The sequence below is a fragment of the Janthinobacterium sp. GW823-FHT01H08 genome, assembly GCF_058797855.1.
Genome location: NZ_CM179504.1, coordinates 5832692 through 5858867, shown reverse-complemented (window position 1 = coordinate 5858867; position 26176 = coordinate 5832692). Strand labels below are relative to the sequence as shown.

General features: G+C 63.4%; 22 protein-coding genes. 18 read left to right on the top strand and 4 right to left on the bottom strand.

Annotated elements, in window-relative coordinates; all coding sequences use genetic code 11:
* The first annotated feature begins 134 nt into the window (after positions 1 to 134).
* The 5 genes from hemH to can all read left to right on the top strand — a co-directional run bounded on the left by hemH (position 135) and on the right by can (position 6263).
* The gene (hemH, locus tag AC3RCG_RS26295; protein WP_492402204.1) at positions 135 to 1244 is read left to right on the top strand and encodes a ferrochelatase; all 1110 of its coding nucleotides are present in this window, start codon (positions 135 to 137) and stop codon (positions 1242 to 1244) included.
* 344 nt (positions 1245 to 1588) lie between these two features.
* Complete coding sequence (grpE, locus tag AC3RCG_RS26290) at positions 1589 to 2125, top strand: nucleotide exchange factor GrpE (RefSeq protein ID WP_034788734.1); 537 nt, start codon at positions 1589 to 1591, stop codon at positions 2123 to 2125.
* A 91-nt stretch (positions 2126 to 2216) separates the two neighbouring features.
* Positions 2217 to 4160, top strand: coding sequence for a molecular chaperone DnaK (gene dnaK / locus AC3RCG_RS26285; RefSeq protein WP_070290878.1), 1944 nt, complete (start codon positions 2217 to 2219; stop codon positions 4158 to 4160).
* A gap of 161 nt (positions 4161 to 4321) precedes the next feature.
* A complete protein-coding gene (dnaJ, locus tag AC3RCG_RS26280) occupies positions 4322 to 5455 on the top strand; it encodes a molecular chaperone DnaJ (protein WP_034745985.1) in 1134 nt (377 codons plus the stop codon).
* 136 nt (positions 5456 to 5591) lie between these two features.
* Entirely contained in the window at positions 5592 to 6263 is a 672-nt protein-coding gene (can, locus tag AC3RCG_RS26275; protein WP_034788731.1) for a carbonate dehydratase, read from the top strand.
* Positions 6264 to 6281: 18 nt separating this feature from the next.
* Here the strand turns inward: can and AC3RCG_RS26270 are convergent, their stop codons facing one another.
* A complete protein-coding gene (locus tag AC3RCG_RS26270; protein ID WP_070220450.1) occupies positions 6282 to 6767 on the bottom strand; it encodes a tetratricopeptide repeat protein in 486 nt (161 codons plus the stop codon).
* A 210-nt stretch (positions 6768 to 6977) separates the two neighbouring features.
* Between AC3RCG_RS26270 and AC3RCG_RS26265 the strand changes: the two genes are divergently transcribed.
* From AC3RCG_RS26265 to AC3RCG_RS26250, 4 genes are all read left to right on the top strand, one after another.
* The gene (locus AC3RCG_RS26265) at positions 6978 to 7862 is read left to right on the top strand and encodes a TauD/TfdA dioxygenase family protein (protein ID WP_492402205.1); all 885 of its coding nucleotides are present in this window, start codon (positions 6978 to 6980) and stop codon (positions 7860 to 7862) included.
* Positions 7863 to 7944: 82 nt separating this feature from the next.
* On the top strand, positions 7945 to 8910 hold the full coding sequence (locus AC3RCG_RS26260) for an ABC transporter substrate-binding protein (protein WP_409028719.1): 966 nt from the start codon (positions 7945 to 7947) through the stop codon (positions 8908 to 8910).
* A 1-nt stretch (position 8911) separates the two neighbouring features.
* Positions 8912 to 9757, top strand: coding sequence for an ABC transporter ATP-binding protein (locus AC3RCG_RS26255; protein WP_070311703.1), 846 nt, complete (start codon positions 8912 to 8914; stop codon positions 9755 to 9757).
* Positions 9754 to 10626: an ABC transporter permease gene (locus AC3RCG_RS26250; protein WP_492402207.1), complete on the top strand. Its 873-nt coding sequence runs from the start codon at positions 9754 to 9756 to the stop codon at positions 10624 to 10626. Before AC3RCG_RS26255 ends, AC3RCG_RS26250 begins: the two co-directional genes overlap by 4 nt.
* A 14-nt stretch (positions 10627 to 10640) precedes the next feature.
* On the opposite strand, the gene AC3RCG_RS26245 is transcribed toward AC3RCG_RS26250, so the two are convergent.
* Positions 10641 to 11528 (bottom strand): HTH-type transcriptional regulator ArgP, encoded by an 888-nt coding sequence (locus tag AC3RCG_RS26245; RefSeq protein WP_099409056.1) that lies wholly within the window; start codon positions 11526 to 11528, stop codon positions 10641 to 10643.
* Positions 11529 to 11677: 149 nt separating this feature from the next.
* Here AC3RCG_RS26245 and AC3RCG_RS26240 point away from each other — a divergent pair, with 149 nt between their 5' ends.
* On the top strand, positions 11678 to 14116 hold the full coding sequence (locus tag AC3RCG_RS26240) for a penicillin-binding protein 1A (RefSeq protein ID WP_492402208.1): 2439 nt from the start codon (positions 11678 to 11680) through the stop codon (positions 14114 to 14116).
* Between the two features lie 4 nt (positions 14117 to 14120).
* Positions 14121 to 14744: a trimeric intracellular cation channel family protein gene (locus AC3RCG_RS26235; RefSeq protein WP_492402209.1), complete on the top strand. Its 624-nt coding sequence runs from the start codon at positions 14121 to 14123 to the stop codon at positions 14742 to 14744.
* Positions 14745 to 14767: 23 nt separating this feature from the next.
* Here AC3RCG_RS26235 and gabD read toward each other — a convergent pair whose 3' ends face one another.
* On the bottom strand, positions 14768 to 16222 hold the full coding sequence (gabD, locus tag AC3RCG_RS26230) for an NADP-dependent succinate-semialdehyde dehydrogenase (protein ID WP_492402210.1): 1455 nt from the start codon (positions 16220 to 16222) through the stop codon (positions 14768 to 14770).
* Between the two features lie 172 nt (positions 16223 to 16394).
* Between gabD and AC3RCG_RS26225 the strand changes: the two genes are divergently transcribed.
* From AC3RCG_RS26225 to AC3RCG_RS26215, 3 genes are read left to right on the top strand one after another with little or no spacing between them, the layout of a single operon-like run.
* Entirely contained in the window at positions 16395 to 18290 is a 1896-nt protein-coding gene (locus tag AC3RCG_RS26225) for a beta-propeller domain-containing protein (protein ID WP_492402211.1), read from the top strand.
* 49 nt (positions 18291 to 18339) lie between these two features.
* A complete protein-coding gene (locus AC3RCG_RS26220) occupies positions 18340 to 18906 on the top strand; it encodes a sigma-70 family RNA polymerase sigma factor (protein WP_070311697.1) in 567 nt (188 codons plus the stop codon).
* Positions 18903 to 19712: a hypothetical protein gene (locus AC3RCG_RS26215; RefSeq protein ID WP_492402212.1), complete on the top strand. Its 810-nt coding sequence runs from the start codon at positions 18903 to 18905 to the stop codon at positions 19710 to 19712. The genes AC3RCG_RS26220 and AC3RCG_RS26215 overlap by 4 nt, the downstream gene beginning before the upstream one ends.
* Before the next feature lie 4 nt (positions 19713 to 19716).
* Here AC3RCG_RS26215 and AC3RCG_RS26210 read toward each other — a convergent pair whose 3' ends face one another.
* The gene (locus tag AC3RCG_RS26210; RefSeq protein WP_492402213.1) at positions 19717 to 20862 is read right to left on the bottom strand and encodes an MFS transporter; all 1146 of its coding nucleotides are present in this window, start codon (positions 20860 to 20862) and stop codon (positions 19717 to 19719) included.
* A 282-nt stretch (positions 20863 to 21144) separates the two neighbouring features.
* Between AC3RCG_RS26210 and AC3RCG_RS26205 the strand changes: the two genes are divergently transcribed.
* The 4 genes from AC3RCG_RS26205 to AC3RCG_RS26190 all read left to right on the top strand — a co-directional run bounded on the left by AC3RCG_RS26205 (position 21145) and on the right by AC3RCG_RS26190 (position 26173).
* Positions 21145 to 21909 carry a gamma-glutamyl-gamma-aminobutyrate hydrolase family protein gene (locus tag AC3RCG_RS26205; RefSeq protein ID WP_070311694.1) on the top strand — a complete coding sequence of 255 codons (765 nt, stop codon included), beginning with the start codon at positions 21145 to 21147 and terminating at the stop codon, positions 21907 to 21909.
* 56 nt (positions 21910 to 21965) lie between these two features.
* Positions 21966 to 23336 (top strand): glutamine synthetase family protein, encoded by a 1371-nt coding sequence (locus tag AC3RCG_RS26200; RefSeq protein ID WP_035822563.1) that lies wholly within the window; start codon positions 21966 to 21968, stop codon positions 23334 to 23336.
* A gap of 11 nt (positions 23337 to 23347) precedes the next feature.
* Positions 23348 to 24808, top strand: coding sequence for an aspartate aminotransferase family protein (locus AC3RCG_RS26195; RefSeq protein ID WP_492402214.1), 1461 nt, complete (start codon positions 23348 to 23350; stop codon positions 24806 to 24808).
* 216 nt (positions 24809 to 25024) lie between these two features.
* Positions 25025 to 26173, top strand: coding sequence for an ABC transporter ATP-binding protein (locus tag AC3RCG_RS26190; RefSeq protein ID WP_474293075.1), 1149 nt, complete (start codon positions 25025 to 25027; stop codon positions 26171 to 26173).
* Positions 26174 to 26176: the final 3 nt, after the last annotated feature.

Below are 26176 nucleotides of genomic sequence, written 5' to 3'. Positions count from 1 at the left end.
TAAATCCGGGGTCAGACCCCCGGACGCGTTAGCGCTGAGCTTGACGTTAGCGGCATTGAGGGTCTGACCCCCGATGTTGACGCAATGTAACTATAATAACTGCCTAATCCATCCAACGCCTTCGAAGAGCCTTCATGTCATTTCAAACAGAACCGCCGTACACGCATGGCAGCATCGACCGCAGCGCCGTGGTGCTGGTCAACCTGGGCACGCCCGATGCACCGACCTCGTCGGCCGTGCGGCGCTACCTGAAGCAATTTTTGTCGGACCCGCGCGTGGTGGAGATACCCCGCCTCGTCTGGTGGTTCATCCTGAACCTGATTATTTTGCCCTTCCGCTCGGGCCAGTCGGCCAAGAAATACGCGTCGATCTGGACGCGCGAGGGCTCGCCCCTGAAAGTGCACACGCAAAAGCAGGCGAAACTGCTGGCCGGCGCCCTGGCCGAACGTGGTCACGATGGTGTGACCGTGGCCATGGCCATGCGCTACGGTTCGCCTTCCTTGCCCGACGTGCTGGCCCAGCTGAAAAGCGAAGGCTGTGAGCGCATCGCCATCCTGCCGGCCTATCCGCAATATTCGGGTACGACGACGGGGTCCATCTACGACGCCGTATTCGCCCATTACGCCACGGTGCGCAATGTGCCGGAATTGCGTTTTATCAAGCAATATCACGAGCACGACACGTATATCGACGCCTTGCGCGATTCCGTGCTGAACCACTGGGAAGCGCATGGCCGTCCGGAAAAACTGGTGATGAGTTTCCATGGCGTGCCCAAGCGTACCTTGCTGCTGGGCGACCCCTACCACTGCCAATGCCTGAAAACGGCGCGATTGCTGGCAGAAAAGCTGAAATTAACTAAAGAGCAATACGTGGTGACCTTCCAGTCGCGCTTCGGCAAGGCCGAATGGCTGCAGCCGTACACGGCGCCCACCCTGGTGGCGCTTGCGCAGCAGGGCGTCAAGCGGGTCGACCTGCTGTGTCCGGGCTTTACCAGCGATTGCCTGGAAACGCTGGAAGAGATCGCCATGGAAGCCAAGCATGATTTCGAGACGGCCGGCGGCCAGCACTTCCATTACATCGCCTGCCTGAACGAAACGCCGGCCTGGATCGCGGGCATGGCGGAAATTGCGGAGCAGCATATGATCGGCTGGCCGACGATGAAGACGGCACCGCAGCGCGGCGCGGACAAGAAGGCGGGCGAGCAGGCGCGCGCCGCGGCGCTGGCACTGGGCGCGGCGAATTAAAGATAATTGATTTTTTCACAATCAAAAGCCGCGCTTGCGCGGCTTTGTCATGTGTGGCGCGACAAAAGTACTATCCAGATAGCAACGCCGCCAGTGGCGATGGCCGTGGCGGGGCTGGTAGAATGCCCGCTTTGCCCGGGGAAGCCTGGAAAATCAAGGGGGTGCGCACGGCTCACTGGCCGAAATGGGTCGCCTTTTGTAATAAGCTGTAACATGAATCGCTGTAATTCTGGTTTTGCCGTGTATACCCCTTGAAACAATAGGATATAGCCCCATCTGCCCGTTAGTGTTGTAAAGATAGTTAGACTAACTCATTTAAGTCATTGATTGTAGGAGCTTTCTAGATGCAAGATCAGGAAAACCAAGCTGTACCTAATCCGCAAGCGGACGCCGCGGCGACTGCCCCATCGACTCCCGCAGAGCCTACTTTGGAAGAGCAGCTGGCGAGTACCGAAGCGCGTCTTGCAGAGATGCACGATGCCTTCATGCGCGCCAAGGCCGATGGCGAAAATATTCGTCGCCGTGCGCAGGAAGATGTTGCTAAAGCGCATAAATTCGCAGTGGAAAGCTTTGCCGAAGCCATGGTGCCGGTGAAAGACAGCCTGGAAACGGCGCTGACGGTGGAAGCACCGACCATCGAATCGCTGAAAGAAGGCGTCGAGATGACCTTGAAGCAACTGAACGCCGCGTTCGAGCGTAACCGCCTGGTAGAAGTCTTGCCAGTGCAGGGTGAAAAGCTCGATCCGATGAAACACCAGGCCGTTGCCGTGGTGCCAGCGGAGCAGGAAGCCAATACCATCGTATCCGTCCTGCAAAAGGGCTATATGATTGCGGACCGCCTGCTGCGTCCAGCCATTGTCACGACCGCGCAAGCAAAATAATCAGAGTGCGGCATCAAGCAAGCCTTGAAACCATGCCGCTTTGCCACATATAAGAACCATCTGAAATCTAGCAAATAAAAGGAAAAAAATCATGGGTAGAATTATCGGTATCGATCTGGGAACCACGAATTCCTGCGTTTCCATCATGGAAAACGGTCAACCAAAGGTAATCGAAAACGCTGAAGGCGCACGCACGACGCCGTCGATTATTGCTTATCAAGAAGATGGCGAAATTCTCGTCGGCGCGCCAGCGAAACGCCAGGCCGTGACCAATCCGAAAAACACGCTGTACGCAGTCAAGCGTCTGATCGGTCGCAAGTTCGACGAAAAAGAAGTGCAAAAAGACATCGCGCTGATGCCGTATCAGATCATGAAAGCCGACAACGGCGATGCATGGATCGGCGTACGCGACAAAAAACTGGCGCCGCCGCAAATTTCGGCTGAAGTCCTGCGCAAGATGAAGAAAACGGCAGAAGACTACCTCGGTGAAGAAGTCACCGAAGCCGTCATCACCGTGCCTGCGTATTTCAACGACTCGCAGCGTCAAGCCACCAAGGATGCCGGCCGTATCGCTGGCCTGGACGTCAAGCGCATCATCAACGAGCCAACCGCGGCAGCGCTGGCGTTCGGCCTGGACAAGACCGAAAAAGGCGATCGTAAAATCGCCGTGTATGACCTGGGTGGCGGTACGTTCGACGTGTCGATCATCGAAATCGCAGATGTTGATGGCGAGAAACAATTTGAAGTGCTGTCGACCAACGGCGACACCTTCCTGGGCGGCGAAGACTTCGACCAGCGCGTCATCGATTACATCATCGACGAGTTCAAGAAGATCAACGGCATCGACCTGAAAAAAGATCCGATCGCCCTGCAGCGCATCAAGGCTTCGGCCGAGCGCGCGAAGATCGAATTGTCGTCGTCGCAGCAAACCGAGATCAACGAGCCGTACATCGCCATGGCGAACGGCGCACCGGTCCACTTGAACCTGAAGATGACCCGCGCCAAGCTGGAATCGCTGGTGGAAGAGCTGATCACGGCCACGATGGAACCATGCCGCACCGCCATCAAAGATGCTGGCGTGAAAGTGTCGGACATCGATGACATCATCCTGGTCGGCGGTATGACCCGTATGCCGAAGGTGCAGGAAAAAGTGAAGGAATTCTTCGGCAAGGATCCACGCAAGGACGTGAACCCGGACGAAGCCGTCGCCGTGGGCGCAGCGATTCAAGGTTCGGTCCTGTCGGGCGAACGCAAGGACTTGCTGTTGCTGGACGTCACCCCTCTGTCCCTGGGTATCGAAACCCTGGGCGGCGTGATGACCAAGATGATCCACAAAAACACGACGATTCCGACCAAGTTCAGCCAAGTGTTCTCGACGGCCGACGACAACCAGCCTGCGGTGACCATCAAGGTCTTCCAGGGTGAGCGCGAAATCGCCGCCGGCAACAAGGGTCTGGGCGAATTCAATCTGGAAGGCATCCCGCCAGCATCGCGCGGCACGCCACAGATCGAAGTGACCTTCGACATCGACGCCAACGGCATCTTGCATGTCGGCGCGAAAGACAAGGCCACCGGCAAGGAAAACAAGATCACGATCAAGGCCAATTCCGGCTTGACCGAGGCTGAAATCCAGAAGATGGTGAAAGACGCCGAGCTGAACGCGGAAGAAGACAAGAAGGTCAAAGAATTGGCCGAGTCGCGCAACCAGGCCGATGCTCTGGTACACTCGACCCGGAAATCCTTGACCGAATACGGCGACAAGCTGGACGCGGGCGAGAAAGAGAAGATTGAAGCGGCGATCACCGACCTGGAAGCAAGCATCAAGGCGGGCGACAAGGCTGAGATCGACGCCAAGGTGGAAGCACTGTCGAGCGCATCGCAGAAACTGGGCGAAAAAATGTATGCCGACATGCAAGCGCAGCAAGCTGCCGGCGGCGCGGAAGGTGCACAGCAAGCTGCTGGCGCATCGGACGCAGGCGCCAAGCAGGACGATGTTGTTGACGCTGACTTCAAGGAAGTCAAAGACAGCAAATAATTGTCTTGCGCTCCCATGAACCGGGGGCAGCCGGGCTGAACGCTACATCGCGGGATTAGCCGCGAAGACCGGCCGAGCCGAGTCGCTGCCCAGTGCAGCACTCGACTCGGCTTTTTCGTGTAATTTTTACATCAGTAGATAGACTGCAAGGTGCCGACAACATGGCAAAGCGTGATTTTTACGAGACACTCGGTGTCGCAAAAAATGCTTCGGAAGAAGAGATCAAAAAGTCTTACCGTAAACTGGCGATGAAATACCATCCGGACCGCAATCCGGATAGCAAGGAATCGGAAGAAAAGTTTAAGGAAGTCAAAGAAGCCTACGAGATGCTGACCAATCCGGAAAAGCGCGATGCGTATGACCGTTATGGTCACGCCGGCGTGGACCCGAACATGGGCGGTGGCGGCGGCTTCGGCGGCGGTGCTGGCGGCTTTGCCGACAGCTTCGGCGATATCTTCGGCGACATCTTTGGCGGTGGCGGTGGTCGCAGCCGCAATGCGGGTCCACAGGTGTACCGTGGCGCCGACTTGCGCTACAACCTGGAAATTACGCTGGAGCAAGCTGCGCACGGCTTCGACACGACGATTCGCGTGCCGAGCTGGGACAAGTGCGACACTTGTCATGGCAGCGGCGCCAAGCCGGGCACGTCGCCCACCACCTGCGGTACTTGCGGTGGTCACGGTCAGGTGCGCATGCAGCAAGGTTTCTTCAGCATCCAGCAAACCTGCCCGAAATGCCATGGCAGCGGTAAGGTCATCACCGACCCCTGCACGCCATGCGGCGGCGCCGGTCGCATCAAGCGCAACAAGACGCTGGAAGTCAAAATTCCAGTCGGTATCGACAACGGCATGCGTATCCGTTCGTCCGGCAACGGCGAACCGGGCACGAATGGCGGCCCGTCGGGCGACCTGTATGTGGAAATCCACATCAAGCCGCACGCCGTATTCCAGCGCGAAGGCGACGACCTGCATTGCGAAATGCCGATCTCGTTCACCAAGGCAGCTTTGGGCGGCGAAATCGAAGTGCCTACCCTGAACGGCAAAGTGTCGTTCACGATCCCGGAAGGCACCCAGTCGGGCAAGACCTTCCGCCTGAAAGGCAAGGGCATCAAGGGCGTGCGTTCCGGTTACGCGGGCGACCTGTTCTGCCACGTGGCCATCGAAACACCGGTGAAACTGACGGAAAAACAGAAAGACCTGCTGCGCGACTTTGAAAAGTCGACGACCGAGGGCGGTGCCAAGCACAGTCCGCAAAGCAAGACCTGGAAAGACAAGGTCAAGGATTTTTTTGAATAAGCACACGTAACACCATGCGCCGGGATGCTGAAACATCCCGGCGTTTTTTTCATCACGACTGAGAAATGTGCGCGCATCGCCGGCCTATGGGCGCGATCTGCGGCCAATTCAGTCGTACGCACACAATGGGAGCGATATGACCGAACAGAAAAATGGCCCGGCCCTGGCGGAACTGCTGCAGCGTAACCGCCGCTGGGCCGACTCGATGGTGGCGAAGGACCCGAACTTCTTCAAGAACCTGGAAGCGCAGACATCGCCCGAATACCTGTGGATCGGCTGCTCCGACAGCCGCGTGCCCGCCAATGAATTGCTGGGCATGGCGCCTGGCGACGTGTTTGTACACCGTAATATTGCCAACGTGGTCGTGCATTCCGACCTCAATTGCCTGTCCGTCCTGCAATTTGCCGTGGACGTGCTGAAAGTCAAACATATCATCATCGTCGGCCATTACGGCTGCAAGGGCGTGCATGCGGCCATGACGGGCACGCGCATCGGCCTGGTCGATAACTGGCTGCGCCACGTGCAGGACGTTGGCCAGAAGCACGAGCGCTATCTGGGCGACGTATTGACGAGCCGCCAGCGCGGCGACCGTCTGTGCGAACTGAACGTGGTCGAGCAAGTCTTGAACGTGTGCCAGACCACCGTCGTGCAAGATGCGTGGGAACGGGGCCAGGAACTCAGCGTCCATGGCTGGGTCTACGGCTTGAAGGATGGCTTGCTGAACGACCTCGAAGTGACGGTCACGGCCGGCCACGAGCTGGCGCCGCGCATGGCGACCCGCCTGGCCCGCTACGAAGCAATCGCGTAAGCGGCGCTGGCGCCGCGTCTATGGCGCGGCGCCTTCCAGGCGGCCCAGGTAGTCGGCCGCCTCTCGCACGCCCTCCTGCGCCGCCTGGCGCAGCCAGGTTCTGGCCTGGGGGAGGTCCTGCGGCGTGCCCCGGCCTTCGGCCAGCGCCACGCCATAGTGATAGCGCGCCAACCGCGCATAGGCGGCGTCATCGTTGGTATGGGCGCCGCGCCGCATCAGCGCCGTCGCCTGCGCCAGGTCCCTGGTCACGCCGATACCCGTTTCATACAGCTGGGCCAGCCAAATCATCGAATACACATCGTTCCAGCGCCGTATACAGTCTTCAAAGATGGCGACGGCCGCCGCATGGTCGCCCGTCTTGTCGGCCGCATAGCCGTACAAACACTTGATGCGCTTGTCGCTGTGCACATAGGCTTTGTAGCTGAGATCACTTTCATCCTGGCTGTCCTGGGCGTGGACGGGAACAGCGAACAGAACGGCGAGCATCAGGGCGTAGGTGCGCATGGTTTTCCTGGTCTATTGTAAAGATTGGTGGGTAAGCAAGTTGCATGCTCACCCCATTCCCGGGCAAAGTCCCTGCTGCTGCGCCATTGCGTGACAGCGCCTGTTGCAGCATGGCGCAACGCGCCGCGCATATCCATATAGTAAATGCTTCGTTTGCAAGGAACGCAGGCCGGCATACAGTGGACTTCCCCAGACTCTAGTCGAGTTCCCATGTCGGCCGTCCTGAAATCCGCGTTTTCTTCCAGCCAGTTCCGTATCGAAACGTTCGACGCGCCGCTCGGCGCACAAGTGCTGGGGCTGGACCTGGCGCAGCCGCTGTCGCTGGGCGACTTCCAGCGCCTGCACCACGCCCACCTCGACCATCACGTGCTGGTGTTCCGCGACCAGCGCATCACGCCGCAGCAGCAAGTCGATTTCAGCCGCCGCTTCGGCCCCCTGCAAATCCACGTGCTGCGCCAGTTCCAGCTGCCCACGCAGCCGGAGGTGCTGATCATCTCGAACATCGTCGAAGATGGCCAGCCCATCGGCCTGGGTGACGCGGGTCACTTCTGGCATTCGGACCTGTCGTACAAGGAAGTGCCCAGCCTCGGCTCCATGCTGCACGCGCAAGAGTTGCCGGACGAGGGCGGCGATACCGTGTTTGCCAACATGCACCTGGCCTGGGAAAGCTTGCCGGGCGCGCTGCGCCACGCCGTACGCAGCGCCCGCGCCGAGCACAGCTACCTGAGCCAGTATGAGGAGTTGCGTCGCCGCAACCCGTGGCGGCCCGCGCTGACGCAGGCGCAGATCGATGAAGTCAAACCCGTAACGCACCCTGTCGTGCGCGTGCATCCGGAAACGGGACGGCGTGCCCTGTTCGTCAGCGAGCATTTCACCACGCGCATCGTCGGCCTGCCCGAGGATGAAAGCCGCGCCCTGCTCGACGAACTGTTTGCCCACAGCGTGCGCCCCGAGCACCTGTATGTGCACCGCTGGCAGCCGCACGACCTGGTGTTCTGGGACAACCGCTCGCTGATGCACCTGGCGACGGGCTGCCCGCTCGACCAGCGCCGCAAACTCTACCGCACCACCATCGAAGGCGATGCGCCGTACTGATTTTTTGACTGTTGATCTGACCCAAGGAGTGTCCATGTTGCCGATCTTGACCTTTTCCCGCCGCCTTCTCGCCGCCATCGCCATGCTGTGCATGGCCATGCCCATGGCCCGGGCCGAAGGGCAGATCCGCATCGCGGGCCAGCACGGCATCACCTTCTTGCTGCTCAATATTGCGCAGGAACAAAAACTGATCGAAAAGCATGGCAAGCAGCAGGGCGTGGACGTGAAAGTCGAGTGGATTACCCTGTCCGGCGGCCCTGCCATCAACGACGCTTTGTTGTCCGGCAATATCGATATCGCGGGGGCGGGCCTGGGGCCGCTGCTGACGATCTGGGACCGCACCAAGGGACGGCAGAACGTGCGCGGCGTGGCTTCGCTCGGTAATTTCCCCTACTATTTGATCAGCAACAACCCGAAGGTAAAAACCCTGGCCGACTTGACGGACAAGGACCGCATCGCCTTGCCCGCCGTCTCCGTGTCCGTCCAGGCGAGGATATTGCAAATGGCCGTGGCGAAGCAGTGGGGCGACAAGGAATTTGCCCGCCTGGATAAAATCACGCAAACCCTGCCGCATCCGGATGCGGCCGCGGCCATCATCGCCGGCGGCACGGAATTGAGCGGCCATTTCGGCAATTCGCCGTTCCAGGAGCAGGAACTGGCGCAGAATCCGAACGCCCACATCATCCTGAATTCGTATGACGTGCAGGGCGGACCCAGCTCGTCGACCCTGCTGTATGCGACGGAAAAGTACCGCAAGGACAATCCGAAGACGTACCGCGCCTTCATCGCCGCCCTGGCTGAAGCGGCGCAGTACGCGAGCAGCAATCCGCAAGGCGCGGCCGACATCTATATCAAGGTCAATAAAAGCAAGGTGGACCGTAATCTGCTGTTGAAAATCTTTGCCAATCCGCAAGTGCAATTCAAGATCGCGCCGCAAAACACCTATGGCCTGGCGCAATTCCTGCACCGCGTGAGTGCCATCCGCAACCTGCCCGACAGCTGGCGCGATTACTTCTTTGACGACCCTGCCATCACGCAAGGAGGCTGAAATGAACGCGCCTGCTTTTCACCTCGTACGTCCTCCGCTTGCGCTGGAGCCCTTGCTCAGTGTCAAACATGTCAGCCTGGAATACCGCACGGAACAGCGCACCGTGCGCGCCACGCACGACGTCAGTTTCGACGTGTTCCGCGGCGACCGTTTCGTGCTGCTGGGGCCATCGGGATGCGGCAAGTCATCCTTGCTGAAAGCCGTGGCCGGCTTCATCGCGCCGCGCGCGGGCAGCATCGCCATGCAGGGCGTTCCTATCAGCAAGCCGGGGCCGGAGCGCGTCGTCGTGTTCCAGGAATTCGACCAGTTGCCGCCATGGAAGACCGTGCTGGAAAATGTCATGTTCCCCTTGCTGGCCAGCAAGCGGCTGGACAAGCAGGCGGCCCGCGAGCGTGCCCATCACTGGATCGCCAAGGTGGGCCTGGCCGGCTTTGAAGATGCTCATCCGCATACCTTGTCGGGCGGCATGAAGCAGCGGGTGGCCATCGCGCGCGCCTTGGCCATGCAGCCGGAAGTGCTGTTGATGGACGAGCCGTTTGCCGCGCTCGACGCTTTGACGCGGCGCAAGATGCAGGAAGAGCTGAGCCGCCTGTGGGAAGAGCTGCGTTTTACCCTCGTCTTCGTCACGCATTCGATCGAAGAAGCGCTGGTGGTCGGCAACCGCATCCTGCTGCTGTCGCCCCATCCGGGCCGGGTGCGCGCCGAACTCAACAGCCATCAGTTCGGCTTGCACAGCGCGGGCAGTACGGAATTTCAGGCTGCCAGCCGCCGCATCCACGGCTTGCTGTTCGATGAGGAAGTTGTTCCTGTTCCGCAAGCAGCTGGCGCGCAGCGGGAGGCCGTATGAGCGCGCTGCTGGAGCCGCCCATCCGCCAGGAATTCGTCTATGCGGCACCGCCGCCCGCCGGCGTCACCGTCGAGCGGCCATTGTCGCGCTGGCAGCGCTGGAGCCAGCACGCGCTGTGGCGCAAGGCCTTCATTTTGCTCAGCCTGGCCCTGCTGTGGGAAGGGGCGGCGCGCTGGACGCAAAACGATCTACTCTTGCCAAGCTTTCTGCAGACGGCGCAGGCGTTTATCGGCGGCATCGCCAGCGGAGAATTGCTCACGCGCACGACCGCGTCCCTTGTCGTTTTGCTGCAAGGCTATGCGGTGGGCGTGTTGGCCGCCTTCGTGCTGACCTTGCTGGCCGTGTCGAGCCGCATCGGGCGTGACGTGCTGGAAACCCTGACGGCCATGCTCAATCCCTTGCCGGCGATTGCGTTGCTGCCGCTGGCCCTGCTGTGGTTTGGGCTGGGGCGCGCCAGTTTGATCTTTGTCATCGTCCATTCCGTGATGTGGCCGCTGGCCCTGAACACGTATGCGGGCTTCCAGGGCGTGCCCGAGACCCTGCGCATGGCGGGCCGCAACTACGGCTTGAACGGCTTGCGGCTGGTGCTGCACATCCTCGTGCCGGGCGCCTTGCCGTCCATCGTTTCGGGTTTGAAGATAGGCTGGGCGTTCGCCTGGCGCACCCTGATCGCGGCCGAGCTGGTATTCGGCACCACGTCGGGGCAGGGCGGCCTGGGCTGGTACATCTTCCAGAACCGCAACGAGCTGTACACGGACAAGGTGTTTGCGGGCCTGGCGGCCGTCATCGTCATCGGTTTAATCGTGGAAAACATCGGTTTTCGCACCTTGGAGCGCGTCACCTTGAAACGCTGGGGCATGCAGCGGTAGTGATCTCACCATACTTATTTCAGGATCTTGCGCGCCGCCGCGATGATTTGCCGCGACAGCTGCTCCATGCGCGGCGACTGCACTTTCCACGTGTGCCAGTACAGGGCCACGTCGGCCGGGGTCTTGGGCGTGAGCATTTCCACGAGTTCGCCGTCCGTGTTCGCTTTCAGCAGCAATTCCGGCACCATGCCGTAGCCGAGGCCGTAGCGGATGGCGTTGAAGTGCGAGGTGGCGCCGGGCACGTAATGGCAGGGGTAGGCGCCTTCGGGCAAGCCCAGCGCCTCTAGCAGGAACGACGACTGCAGGGTATCCTTGCGCGTGTAGGCGACGACGGGCGCCGTGCGCGCCGCCTTGCGCGTCAGCCCGTGCGCAAACCACTGCTGGCGGAACGCTTGTGTGGCCACCAGCCAGTAGCGCATCACGCCCAGCGGTTCGGCCGTGCAGCCGCGCATGGGTTTGGCTTCCGTGCTGATGCAGCCGATGGCCATGCCCGTCTCCAGCAAGGTATACGTGTGGTCCTGGTCTTCCACGGTCAGGTCCAGCAGCACGCGTTCGCGTATCAACACCTCGGACAGGGCGGGAAAGAACCAGGTGCCCATCGAATCCGCGTTCAGCGCCAGCACCAGGGTCAGCGGGGCATCCTGCTGCACCGCCAGTTCCGCCTGCAAGTCCGCTTCCAGCAGCTTGGCCCGCTTCAGATACTGCATCAGCCGCTGGCCCATGCGCGTGGCGCGCGCGGGACGGCTGCGCACGATCAGCGCATTGCCGAGCTGGCTTTCCAGCGCCCGCACCCGCTGCGAAATGGCCGGCGACGTCAGGTGCAGCCGCAGCGCCGCCTGTTCGAAACTGCCCGTTTCGACGACGGCGCGGAACGCTTCCGTGTGCTTGGGATTGAGATCCATGACCGCTGCCTTACATAAGAAAAATTTATCAATACTAAATAATACTTACTTTTCATAAGGATGGGTGTGTTGCAGTGCACAATGCCTCTTTGATGGAGTGCCGCGTACGCGTATGCAGCGCGGCCTCCTGGCAGCAAGGGAATCACCTCATGGAAGCACAAGCGCAAGATACAAAGCCCCGCAAGCCGTCATCGAAACTGGCGCGCAGTCTGAAATTCGGCCTGGGATTGACCCTGGGCCTGGGCTTGTCCGCCGCCCTCGCGGGCGGCTGGTGGCTGCGCCAGGCATGGCAGGACTTGCCGCCCGTCGAGCACCTGGCCCAGTACAAGCCCGCGCTGCCGCTGCGTATTTTTTCCAGCGAAGGCGAGCTGCTGGCCGAATATGGCGAAGAGCGCCGCGAGTTCCTGCCCCTGAAGGAGATCCCGCTGCGCATGCGCCAGGCCTTGCTGGCCATCGAGGATGCGCGTTTCTACGAGCATGGCGCCGTCGACTTTTACGGCTTGACGCGCGCCACCCTGGCCAACGTCGTCACGGGCCATCATGCGCAGGGCGCCAGCACCATCACCATGCAGGTGGCGCGCGACTTCTTCCTGTCGCGCGAAAAGACCGTGCAGCGCAAGCTGACGGAGATGCTGCTTGCCTACAAGCTGGAACAGCACTACGGCAAGGACAAGCTGCTGGAACTGTACATGAACCAGATCTACCTGGGCGAACGCTCCTACGGCTTTTCCGCCGCCTCGAACATCTATTTCGACAAGCCGCTGGCCGACGTCAGCATCGCCGAAGCGGCCATGCTGGCCGGCCTGCCGAAAGCGCCGTCGGCGTATAACCCCGTCGCCAATCCGCAGCGCGCCACCGTGCGCCAGCATTACATCCTGCAGCGCATGCGCGAACTCGGCTACATCACGCCAGCCGAATACGACGCGGCCGTGGCGGAAAAACTGGCCCTGAACAAGGACCGCAACAGCTCCGTGCACGCGGCCGCGTATGCGGTCGAGGAAGCGCGTCAGCTGATCGTGCAAAGCTACCCCGAAGGCGCCTACAGCATGGGCCTGGACGTGACCACCACCATCCGCATGGCGCCGCAGCGGGCGGCCGACAAGTCGCTGCGCGATGGGCTATTGAACGCGCAGGCGCGGCGCGGCTATCGCGGCCCGGAAGCGCGCCTGGCCACCTCCGCAGACAGCGTGGCGCGCCAGCTGGCCGCCTACCCCGACAGCGGAGAGGTGCGCGCCGCCCTGGTGCGCAAGGTCGAGACGAGCGGCAAGCGCCAGCTGACGGCGCAGCTGCGCAATGGCGACGAGATCGTGCTGACGGCATCGGACGCGCGCCTGGGCGGCAAGCTGCCGCTCGACGGCAAGCGCGCCATCCTGGAAAACAGCGTCATCCGCGTGGTGCACGACGCGGCGAAAAAGCGCTGGCTCGTGAGCCAGCTGCCCGAGATGGAAGGCGCGCTCATTTCCGTCGAGGCGCACAGCGGCGAAATCGTCGCCATGGCGGGCGGCTTCGATTTCTACCGCAACCACTACAACCACGCCATGCAGGCCTACCGCCAGCCCGGTTCCAGCTTCAAGCCCTTCGTGTATTCGGCGGCGCTGGAAAAGGGCTATTTTCCCGGCACGGCCGTGGATGATACGCAGCGCCTGCTGCTGCCGCGGGAAACGGGGGCGCAGCCGTGGCGTCCGCGCAATTACGGCAACAACTATGAAGGCTTCATCAGCGTGCGGCGCGGCCTGGTGCGCTCGAAAAACCTCGTCGCCGTCAGCCTGATGCAGGCGGCGGGGCCCGGCTACGTGCAGCACTACGCCACGCGCTTCGGTTTCGAGGGCGCGCGCAATCCCGTGTCCCTGCCGCTGGCGCTGGGCGCGGGCGCCGTCACGCCGCTGCAGCTGGCGCAATCGTATGCCGTGTTCGCCAACGGCGGCGTGCAGATGCCGCCAAAGCTGATCAAGGAAGTGCGCAGCCGCAGCGGCGCGGTGCTGTTTTCCGACGCGGCGCCGCGCGCCAAGGGCGAGCCGGCACCGGGCACGCAGGTGATCTCCACGCGCAATGCCTACGTCATGGACAGCATGCTGCGCGACGTCGTCAAGAGCGGCACGGGACGCGGCGCGCTGGCGCTGGGACGCGGCGACGCGGCCGGCAAGACGGGAACCTCGAACAATGCCTATGACGCCTGGTTCGCCGGTTATTCCTCGGGCCTCGTGTCCGTCGTCTGGCTAGGCTACGACCAGCCCAAGAGCCTGGGCAACGCCACCGGGGGGACGCTGGCGCTGCCCGTCTGGCGCGACTACATGCAGGTAGCCGTGCAGGGCCGCCGCGAGCAGGTGCTGGCCGAACCGCCTGGCCTGGCCCTGCTCGATGGCGACTACGTGTATGCCGAATACCTGGCCGGCGACTGCCTGAAGGATAACTTCGCCTTTATCCACAGCAGCGTCGGCTGCGGCAGCGGCGGTGCCGATACGCGCATGGCGCACGGTGACGCTGGCGCCGGCGGCGATGGCGGCTCCAGCACGGGCACGAATGAAGCGCGCACCCTGAGCGAAGCGCGCGAACGCGAACAAATTCTCAAATCATTTTCGGAAGAGTAAGACCATGCTGTTATATACGATCTACCTGGTGGCGATTGTCGCCGAAGCGATGTCCGGCGCCATCATGGGCATGCGGCGCGGCATGGATTTGTTCGGCATCTGCATGATCGGCACCGTCACGGCGCTCGGTGGCGGCACCGTGCGCGACGTGCTGCTGGGGCACTATCCGCTGGGCTGGATCGCGCATCCCGAATACCTGCTGTTTACCATCGGCGCGGCCATTGTGACGGCCTTTGTCGCGCGCTACCTGCACCATCTGCGCGCCATCTTTTTGCTGGTCGACGGCCTGGGCCTGGTGGCGTTTTGCGTGATCGGCTGCGACATCGCCATGTCGGCCAAGATGCATCCGGCCATCGTCGTGCTGGCGGGGATGATCACGGGCGTTTTCGGCGGCCTGCTGCGCGATATCCTGTGCAACCAGATTCCCCTCGTGCTGCAGCGCGAAGTGTATGCCACCGTGGCCCTGTTTACGGGCGCCCTGTATGTCGGCCTGCTGCACTTCGAGGTCGACAGCTCGGTGGCGCAGCTGTCGTCCATCGGCGCGGGCTTTTTGTTCCGCTTCCTGGCCTTGCACTTCGAGTGGCGCCTGCCGAATTTCAACGGCGACCGGATCCGGGGATTCGAATAGCGGCGGCGCCGTCGGGCATATCGTTAAATACCGCCCATGCAGATGTATTTGATGACCAGGTAATCGTCGATCCCGTACGACGATCCCTCCCGGCCCAGGCCCGACTGCTTGACGCCGCCGAACGGCGCCACTTCCGTCGAGATCAGCCCCGTGTTCACGCCCACCATGCCGGATTCCAGGCCTTCGGCGACGTTCCAGATGCGGCCGATGTCGCGCGAATAGAAATAGGACGCCAGGCCGAATTCCGTGTTGTTGGCCAGGGCGATGACTTCCTCGTCCGTCTTGAAGCGGAACAGGGGCGCCAGCGGCCCGAACGTCTCTTCGCTGGCCACCAGCATGTCGCTCGTCACGTCGGCGATCACGGTGGGCTGGAAGAAGTTGTGGCCCAGCGCATGGCGCTTGCCGCCCAGTAGCAGGCGCCCGCCCTTGGCCAGTGCGTCGGCCACGTGCTGCTCCACTTTTTTTACGGCCTTTTCCTCGATCAGCGGCCCCTGCGTGACGCCTTCGTCGGCGCCGTTGCCCACCTTGAGTTTTTGCACGGCCGTCACCAGCTTTTGCGCAAAGGCCTCGTACACGCCATCCTGCACGTACAGCCGGTTGGCGCACACGCAGGTCTGGCCCGCGTTGCGGTATTTCGAGGCGATGGCGCCTTCCACTGCCGCATCCAGGTCGGCGTCGTCGAAGACGATGAACGGCGCATTGCCGCCCAGTTCCAGCGACAGCTTTTTGATCGTCGGCGCGCACTGGCGCATCAGCATGCGGCCCACTTCCGTCGATCCCGTGAAACTGAGCTTGCGCACGAGGGGATTGGACGTCATCTCATCGCCGATCTCCTGCGACGAGCCCGTGATGACATTGAACACGCCCGCAGGCACACCCGCGCGTTCGGCCAGCACGGCCAGCGCCAGCGCGGAAAACGGCGTCATGCCGGCCGGCTTGACGAGCATCGGGCAGCCGGCCGCCAGCGCCGGTCCTGCCTTGCGCGTGATCATCGCGGCCGGGAAGTTCCAGGGTGTGATGGCGGCGCACACGCCGATCGGCTCCTTCGTCACGACGATGCGCCGGTCCGGCCACGGCGACTGCAGGGTGTCGCCCGCGACGCGCTTGCCTTCTTCGGCGAACCATTCGATGAAGGAGGCGGCGTATTGCACTTCGCCTTTGGCTTCGAGCAAGGGCTTGCCCTGTTCCGCCGTCATGATCAGCGCCAGGTCGTCCGCGTTTTCCAGTATCAGGTCATTCCAGCGGCGCAGCACGGCTGCGCGTTCCTTGGCCGTCTTCTTGCGCCAGGCGGGCCAGGCGGCGTTGGCAGCGCTGATGGCGTTTCTTGTCTCCTGCGTGCCCATCACGGGCACATGGCCGATCACTTCACCCGTGGCGGGATTGCGGACGTCGGCGTGCTGGCCGCCGTCGGCATCGAGCCATAGTCCGTTCAGGTAGCATTGCTGGCGTAGCAGCGTGGGATCTTTCAGTGTGAGCATGGCAGACTTTCAGCAGTGGTTGCGTGATCGTCCATGGTAGTCCTTTTTGCCGGGCGCACGATTGCGTCCCACGTGCGGCGTCTGGCCTTCAAAAATAGTTGACCTTTTTTAACCCCGTTTCGCCGCGCATGCCGTTTCATGGTCATTACCCCAATCAACCGGAGCAGAAGCGATGTCCAGCGCCCACAAGATCATATTGATGCTGTCCCTGCTGCTGTCGGCAGGCAGCCATGCCGCCGGCACGGCGCCGCGCAAGACCCTGGCGCCGTTCGCCAGCGAGCAAGCTTTGAGCAGCTACCTGCAGCAGCTGCAGGCGCGCCAGGCGGCCTTGCTGCGGGAGCAGCAGAAACTGCAGCGCGCCACGGCGCAGTACATGTCGGCGCCGCCCGCACCGCCGCCAGCACCAGCGCCAATGGTGGCGAAAGCGGCGCCGGCGGCGTCGGCAGAGGCGGCCGAATCGGTCACCAATGTGCAGACGGCGGGCGTGGATGAAGGCGGCATCGTCAAGCTGCACGGCAAGCATCTGGTGATGCTCCGGCGCGGCAAGCTGTTTACCGTGCAGGTGGGCGGCAATGCCCTGCAGCCCGTCGCCTCGCTCGATGCATTCGCGCCGGGCAGCGACCCGTCGGGCAGCTGGTATGACGAGATGCTGATCGATGGCGACACGGTCGTGGTGATCGGCTACAGCTACAGCCGTGGCGGCACGGAGATCGGCCTGTTCGACATCGGTGCGGATGGCAAGCTGGCCTATCGCGCCACGTATCATTTGCGCTCCAACGATTATTATTCGTCGCGCAATTACGCCAGCCGCCTGGTCGGCGGCAAGCTGGTGTTCTATTCGCCCCTGTCGCTGAATTTGCGCCGGGGCGACCCGTTTGGCGGCTTTCCCGCGCTGCGCCGCTGGCGTCCCGACGCCGTGCCGTCCGACTTCAAGCGCATCGCGCCGGCCACGCGCATTTACCGCACCGATGAAGAGCCCGAACCGGGCTTTGGTCTGACCCTGCATACGGTCACCGTGTGCGACCTGGCGCAGCGCGACATGCGCTGCGAAGCGACGGCCGTGATGGGACCGCAGGGGCGCGTGTTTTACGTGTCGGGCGAATCCGTTTTCGTGTGGACCACGCGCCGGGGCAGTGACTCGGGCGTGTTCCGCATTCCCCTCGACGGCTCGGCGCCCAGCGCCCTGAAGGTGGCTGGCGCGCCCGTCGACCAGTTCTCGTTCCTCGAAAGCGGCGATGGCCACCTGAACGTCCTGCTGCGCGCCGAGGGCCAGGGCGACGCCATGTGGGATGGCACGCGGGGGCGTGGCGACATGGCCCTGCTGCGTGTGCCATTGGCGTCGTTTTCCGATGGCCGCGACAGTGCGCCGGCCGGCAGCTACAAGCCGCTGCCCGGCGGTGGCGGCTACGGCCTGCAGAACCGCTATGTGGGGCCCTATCTGTTGTACGGCAATCCCGGCAATGCAGGACGCCGCAAGGCCGACCAGGCCTGGCCACGCCAGCCCCTGTATGCACTGCGCTGGGCCGATGCGGGCAGCGTGCAAGCCTTGTCGCTGCCGCACGGCGTGGAGCGCATCGAGGCGCTGGGCAATGACGCCGTGGTGATCGGCGCGCAGGGCAGGGATCTGCACTTCAGCACCATCGGCCTGGGGGCGCAGGCGGCGGTCGCCACGCGCTACATCCGCGCCGATGCGGCGCAGGGCGAGTCGCGCAGCCACGGCTTTTTCTACAAGCCGCAAACGGCCGGCGAGGGCTTGATCGGCCTGCCCATCCTGGGCGCGGACGAACGGTCTGGCCTCAACAAGTCAGCCGCCTCCGTCCTGTACCTGCGCAACAGCGGCCTGCAATTGAGTGAACTGGGCGCGCTGGCGGCGCGGCCCGGTCCGGCACCGGACGACGGCTGCCGCGCGTCGTGCATCGACTGGTACGGCAATGCGCGTCCGCTGTTCCTGCAGGGCCGCGTCTTCGCCTTGCTCGGCTATGAACTGGTGGAAGGGGCGCTCAAGGAGGGACAGATCCGCGAAGTGCGCCGCGTCAGCTATGCGCCCAATGCCTCCTCTTTGCGCTGAAGGCGCAGGGAAATTGTCGCCGCCGCGTAGTTCGGCTACACTGGTCCGCATGCCCGACACTTTATTGACCGCGACGGATGAAGACCTGATGCTGCGCTACAGCGCCGGCGACCTGCCGTCGTTTCGCGAGCTGTACCGGCGCCACAGCCAGGGCCTGTACCGCTTCGTGGCCTGGCGTTCGCCGCGCCGCGCGTGGGTGGACGAGATCGTGCAGGATGCGTGGGCCAGCCTGCATGCGGCGCGCGCCGGCTACCAGCCGCAGGCGGCGTTTCGCACCTATCTGTACCAGATCGCGCGCAACCGCCTGATCGACCTCCTGCGCCAGCGGGAAGGACAGGACCACGGCGAGGCAGGCGAACTGGCGGACGAGGGCGCATCGCCGCCGCAGTCGCTGGAGCAGAAACAGCAGCACGCGCGGCTGCATGCGGCCATCGCCGCGCTGCCGGCGGAACAGAAGGAAGCGCTGGTGCTGCAGCAGTTCAGCGGCATGAGCATCCTCGAGATCGCCGCGGTGACGGGGGCGGAAGCGGAAACCGTCAAGAGCCGGCTGCGCTACGCCATGCAGAAATTGCGCGCGGGCTTGGACAGCGCCGCTGGCGCGGGAGGACAGGCATGAATACGCACAATCACGACGAACCGAATGACGAGGAATTGACCGCGCTGCTGGCCAGCCTGCCGCAGCCGGCGCCTTCCAGCGCGCTCGATGCGGCCATCCTGGCCGACGCGGAAAAAGCCTTGCACCAGCCGGCAGCGGCCAATGACAGCGCCGATGGCGTGCTGCGCACTCTGCCGGCCAAGAAATCACCGGACTACCTGCAGCGCTGGCGCGTTCCACTGGGGCTGGCCGCTGCCGTGCTGCTGACGGTAAACCTGATCGGCGTGGACTGGTTCGGATCGAAGCCGGCGCAGTTTCCCGTGGTCGGGGAACCGGTCACGCAGGAGGTGATGCGGGAAGCCGCACCGGCCGTTGCACCTGCGACTGAGTCCGCGCCGCCGCCGGCACCGGCACCGCGCGCCATGGCCAAGGCGGCACCGAGGCCGCCGGTGCAGGCCGAGCCGGTAGCAGCCGTGCCGTCAGCACCTCCGCTGGCGGTGACCGTACCCGTGACTCCTCCTGCGCCGCCGCCACCACCGGCGCCTGCTGCGGCAATCGAGCAGCAAGCCGTCATGCAGGCCGAGGCCGGCCTGCAGCGTCAGGCGCCGGTGCAGCGCGCGCTGGCCATGCCCGCTCCCGTGGCGGCCCGCTCCGCGCCGATGCCGCCGCCCGCAAAACTCGACGCTGGCGTGTGGCTGGTGAAGATCGACGCCCTGCTCAAGGCGGGCGAGGGTGCCTTGGCGCACGAGGAGTGGACGGCGTTCCGGCAGGCGTATCCCGACTATCCGGTGGCCGAGGAGCTGCGGCAGCGGCTGGAAAAGAAATAGCGCGTTACACGATCCCCTTCCTGCGCTCCCACACGGCGCTGCCGACGAAAATGGCGCAGCACACCCACATCACGGCCGGCAGGGCGTTTACGCCCGCCGATTGCATCAGGACGCCCGTCAGCAGGGGACCGCCGCCGCTCGTGATGCCCCAGGTGGCGTTGACGATGGCGCTGGCGCTGGTCAGCGACAGCCCCGTGAAACGCTCGCCGCAGGCCACCAGCGCCAGCATGTAGATGCCGCCCGCCGCCGCGCCCAGCAACAGCAGCAGGGTCCACCACAGCCATGGCGTGCCGACGGCAAACGGCAGCAGCGGCAGCAGCAGGCAGACGGCCACGCCGCAGCCCGCGTGCACCCTGGCGCGGCCGAAACGGTCGGCCATCCAGCCCAGCGCGAATTGCAGGCCCGTATCGCCCACCAGCACCACGGTGGCCGACAGCAGGGCCAGGTCCGTGCCGATGCCGTGCTCCATCGCATACAGGGGCAGCAAGCTCAATGCCAGCGTGTCGAACAGGGCAAAGAAGGCGGCACCGAGCACGATCATCGGCATGCGCGGCAGGATCAGGGTCCACTTCACGCCGTGTTCTTGCGGTTCCTTTTCCGGGCCGCTGTTCGAGATCAGCATCAGGCCCGGCACGGCCAGCAGAAACAGCAGGCCGCAGGCGGCGAAGCTCCACGCAATCTTGTCGTTGAAGAGGGCCACGAGGGCGGGGCCGATCAGCTGGAAGAAGGTAAAACTGGTGGTGTACATGGCCACCACGCGCCCGCGCGAATTGTCGGGCGCCAGGCGGTTGACCCACGCTTCGCCGATGGTAAACAGCACGCCCATGGCGCCGCCGAACAGGAAGCGCAGCACGCTCCACGCCAGCAGGTGGTCGCTGAACTGCATGGCGATCGTCGCCAGCGAGGCCACCCAGACGGCGCCCAGCATGGTGGCGCGCGCACCGAAACGCCCCACCCAGCCCGAGACGAACGGCGAGGCGGCCAGGATGCCGAGGGCGCTGACGGCCGTGATCATGCCGATGATGTCCGTGCCCACGCCGCGCTGGTGCAGGGTCAGGGCGGTGAGCGGCATGGTGGCTCCCAGGCCCAGGCCGACCACGCCGATGCTGACCACGAGGGCGAAGAAGTCGCGCCACGGCATGGTCTTCATGGCTGCCCCCGCAAGGGGGAAAAGGTGTTCGGGAGGGCGGGAAAACGGTGTGGATGCATGGGAAAGTAGGCAACTGTGCCTGCGGCGCTGGTGTTTGGCGCCGGACGGGCATATGATGATTTTAATAAAGGCAATATTGCAAAGCCGTAGTGTAGGCGATGTGTGCCGCCGCTGGCCACGTCCATCGGTGTGGCCGACTATACCGGCTCTGCTGTACAGTGAAGCGAGCGGCAGCGCTGTCATGGCGCTGTCATTGGATCGTCACGCCAGCGAGGTAGCACCATGCGCCATCCCATCGTTCTCGTTCCCGCCTGCCAGCGCCAGCTGGGCAGCCATGCCTGGCACATGGCGCAGGACAAATACCTGCACGCCGTGCTGCGCGGCGCCGGCTGCATGCCGCTGCTGCTGCCGGCCCTGGGCGCCGATGCGGACCTGGAAGTGGTGCTGCGGATCGCCGACGGCGTCATGCTGACCGGTTCCGCCTCGAACGTCGACGCGCGCCTGTATGGCGAAGAGATCCTGCATCCCGACCTGCCGCAGGACCCCGCGCGCGACGCCACCACCTTGCCCCTGATCCGCGCCGCACTGACGTTGCAGTTGCCGCTGCTGGCCATCTGCCGCGGCTTCCAGGAAGTCAACGTGGCCCTGGGCGGCAGCCTGCACCAGGCCGTGCAGGCGGTGCCGGGCATGCAGGACCACCGCGAGAACGTGCTCGATCCGCTGGCGCGCCAGTATGCGCCCGCGCACCGCATCAAGCTGATGCCCGACGGCGTGCTGTCACGGTTGCTGGGCGGCGAGAGCGAAATGATGGTCAATTCCCTGCATGGCCAGGGCATCGCCCGGCTGGCCGATGGCTTGCTGGTGGAAGCGCTGGCCGACGACGGCCTGGTGGAAGCGTACACGGTGGCCAGCGCCGCCGGCTTTGCGCTGGCCGTGCAATGGCACCCGGAATGGCAGGTCGAGGACAATCCGCAGTCCATGCGGCTGTTCGGCGCCTTCGGCCAGGCTTGCCGCGACTACCAGGAGCAGCACAGAAAGACAGAATGACAGGCGCACCGCACGAGTAGCACGCGGTGTTTGATCAAGACCAGCGAGAGGGAAACATGGCAATACGCGAAAATTTCACCTATACGGATATGGATTTGTGGCTCAATGAAAAGCGCGTCACGGAAATCGAATGCCTGGTACCCGACTTGACGGGCGTGGCGCGGGGGAAGATCCTGCCGCGCGGGAAATTCACCCAGGAGCGCGGCATGCGCATTCCGGAAGCGGTACTGGGCATGACGGTGACGGGCAATTACCCGGTCGACGATGGCGGCTACGACCGCGCCATTTCCAGCACCGACCGCGACATGATTTTAAAGGCCGATCCCACCACCATCACCATGGTGCCGTGGGCTACGGACCCCACCGCGCAAGTCATCCACGACTGCTATTTTGCCGATGGCGCGCTGGTCGATTTTGCTCCCCGCTCCGTGCTGCGGCGCGTGCTGAAACTGTATGCGGACAAGGGCTGGAAACCCGTGGTGGCGCCGGAACTGGAGTTCTACCTGACGGCGAAAAACACGGACCCCGATTTGCCATTGAAACCGCCCATCGGGCGCAGCGGCCGGGCCGAGACGAGCCGCCAGGTGTACAGCATCGACGCCGTCAACGAATTCGATCCGCTGTTCGAGGATATCTACGATTACTGCGAACTGATGAACCTTGACGTCGATACGCTGATCCACGAAATCGGCGCGGGTCAGATGGAAATCAACTTCCTGCACGGCGATCCGCTGGGCCTGGCCGACAAGGTCTTCTTCTTCAAGCGCACCTTGCGCGAAGCGGCGTTAAAACACGATATGTACGCCACCTTCATGGCCAAGCCCATGGCGGGCGAGCCGGGTTCCGCCATGCACGTGCACCAGAGCGTCGTCGATGCGAAGACGGGCCTGAACATCTTCAGCAACGAGGACGGTTCGGCCGCGCCCATCTTCAAGCATTACATCGCGGGCCTGCAGCGCTACATGCCGTCGGCCATGGCCATCGTCGCGCCCTACGTGAATTCCTACCGCCGCATCGTGCGCCACACGGCCGCGCCGATCAACATCCAGTGGGGCCTGGACAACCGCACGGTGGGCTTCCGCGTGCCCGAGTCGGGCGTGCAGGACCGCCGCGTGGAAAACCGCATCATCGGCGCCGACGCGAATCCCTACCTGGCCCTGGCCGTCACGCTGGCCTGCGGCTATCTCGGCATGACGGAGCAGCTGGAAGCGACGCCGATGATGGTGGGCAGCGCCTACGACATGAAATTCGAGCTGCCGCAAGGCTTGCCCGAGGCCCTGCAGCTTCTGCGCGCGGAAGACAAGCTGCGCACGGTGCTGGGCGAGCGCTTCATCGACGTGTATGCGGCCATCAAGGACCTGGAGCACCAGGAATTCATGACCGTCATCAGTCCGTGGGAGCGCGAACACCTGTTATTACACGTTTAAAAGGAACACGCATGAGCACATCCAACAATCCGCTGGCGCCGAGCGCCGCTTTTGTATCGTCCGTGGCGCAAAAGAACGCGGCGCCGCAGGTGTACGACACGGCCGCCATCCAGAAAATGGACTCGGCCCACTACCTGCATCCGTTCACCGATTTCCAGGACCTGGCAAGCAAGGGTGCCAGGGTGATGGTGCGCGGCGACGGCGTCTACCTGTGGGATAGCCAGGGCAAGAAGATCGTCGACGGCATGTCGGGCCTGTGGTGCGTGAACGTGGGCTATGGCCGCACGTCGATTTCGCAAGCCGTGTACAAACAGATGGAGACGCTGCCCTTCTATAACAGCTTCTTTGGCACGACGAACGTGCCGGCCGCGCAGCTGGCGGCCAAGCTGGCGCAGATATCGCCGCCGCAGTTCCAGCACGTGTTCTTCACCAGTTCCGGCTCGGAAGGCAACGACACGAATTTGCGCATGGTGCGCCGCTACTGGGATATCCTCGGCTACAAGGAGCGCCACACCATCATCAGCCGCCACAACGCGTATCACGGCAGCACGGTGGCGGGAGCATCGCTGGGCGGCATGGACGGCATGCATGCGCAGGGCGGCTTGCCGATACCGGGCATCGCGCATATCGGCCAGCCCAATTACCTGGAATCGGGCCACGGCTTGTCTCCGGAAGCCTTCGGCTTGAAGGCGGCCGGCTGGCTGGAAGACAAGATCCTCGAAATCGGCGCCGACAAGGTGGCCGCCTTCATCGGCGAGCCGGTGCAGGGGGCCGGCGGCGTCATCATCCCGCCATCGACCTACTGGCCCGAGATCCAGCGCATCTGTGACAAGTACGGCATTTTGCTGATCGCCGATGAAGTCATCTGCGGCTTCGGCCGCCTGGGGCGCTGGTTCGGCTCCGAACTGTTCGGCATCAAGCCCGACCTGATCACGTTTGCCAAGGGCGTCACCTCGGGTTACGTGCCGCTGGGCGGCGTGCTGGTGGGCGACAGGGTCGCCAAGGTGCTGATCGAGCAGGGCGGCGAATTCACGCACGGTTTCACGTATTCCGGCCACCCCGTGGCCTGCGCGGCCGCGCTGGAAAACATCCGCATCATCGAGGAAGAGCAGCTGGTGGCCAAGGTGGCCGACGATACGGGACCGTACCTGAAGCAGTGCTTTGCCAGCCTGGGCGAGCATCCGCTGGTCGGCTATGCGGACAGCTGCGGCCTCGTCGCGGGCCTGAACCTGGTGCGTAAAAAGGGCGCCACCGTGCACGACAACGAGCTGTTCGACGAGGACCAGGGCGTGGGCATGATCTGCCGCGGCCACATGTTCGACAACGGCGTCATCATGCGCGCCGTGGGCGAGCGCATGATCGTCGCCCCGCCCCTGGTCATGACGCGCGCGCAGATCGATGAGATGGTGGCGCTGATACGGCTGTGCCTGGACAAGACATATGACGAGGTGAAGGCGAAGGGCTGGGTGTAGGTTCTGGCTGAACCCAAACGCAAGGGCTGGGGTCGTACCCTCAGGGTACGACCCCGGGGTTGGCTCTTGGGTTGGTGTCAGTTTTTCACCCAAATAGACGCTAACTCAAGTTTTTTGGACCGGAATCGCGGCAGTTCCGCTAAACTTCCATCCTGGCCGCTCCTGTAGTGGCCAGTTTTTCATTTTGACACCCTCTTACCCAGAAGCTACCCACACATGACGATAGCAACACCTGCCGCGTCGGCCAGCGACGCCCAAGCGCCTTTCTTGCTGATTGATCAGCTGGTCAAGGAATTCGATGGCGTGCGCGCCGTCGATGGCATTTCCGTGACGATCAACAAGGGCGAGATCTTTGCCCTGCTGGGCAGTTCAGGTTGCGGCAAGTCGACCCTGCTGCGCATGCTGGCCGGTTTCGAGACGCCGACCTCGGGGCGCATCGCCCTGGCGGGCAACAGCATCGTCGACGTGCCGCCGCACCAGCGGCCCATCAACATGATGTTCCAGTCGTACGCGCTGTTTCCCCACCTGTCCGTGTGGGACAACATCGCTTTCGGCCTGCGCCGCGACGGCTTGCCGAAAGCGGAAGTGGCGGCGCGGGTCGAACAGATGCTGGCGCTGGTGCAGCTGGGCCAATACGCGAAGCGCAAGCCGCACCAGCTGTCGGGCGGCCAGCAGCAGCGCGTGGCGCTGGCGCGCAGCCTGGCCAAGCGTCCGCAATTGCTGCTGCTCGACGAGCCGCTGGGCGCGCTCGACAAGAAACTGCGCGAACGCACGCAGATGGAACTGGTCAACATCATCGAGCAGGTGGGCGTGACGTGCGTGATGGTCACGCACGACCAGGACGAGGCCATGAGCATGGCCACGCGCATCGCCGTCATGAGCGAAGGGCGCATCCTGCAGGTGGGCGCGCCCGGTGAAATCTACGAGACGCCGAATTGCCGCTTCGTCGCCGACTTCATCGGCAGCGTCAATCTGTTCGACGGCCGCATCACGGAAGACGAACCCGATCACGTGGTCATCGACACGCCCGACGGCCGCCACTATGTCGCGCATGGCATCACGGGCAACCTGGGCATGGATGTCTCGGTGGCCGTGCGCCCCGAAAAGATCGGCATCCAGACCGAACCACCCGCCTTGGAAGAACGGGCTTCGCCAGCGGAACACGGCTACAACTGCGCCCAGGGCGTGATCGTCGCCATGGCGTATTTTGGCAATGAAACCAGCTACCACGTGCGCCTCGACAGCGGCACGGTGGTGAAAGTCTCGCGCACCAACGCGGCCCGCCACGACGCCGCGCGCCTCGAGCGCGAACAGCGCGTGTGGGTGTGGTGGGACGGCGCCGACATCGTCGTGCTGACCAGCTGAGGC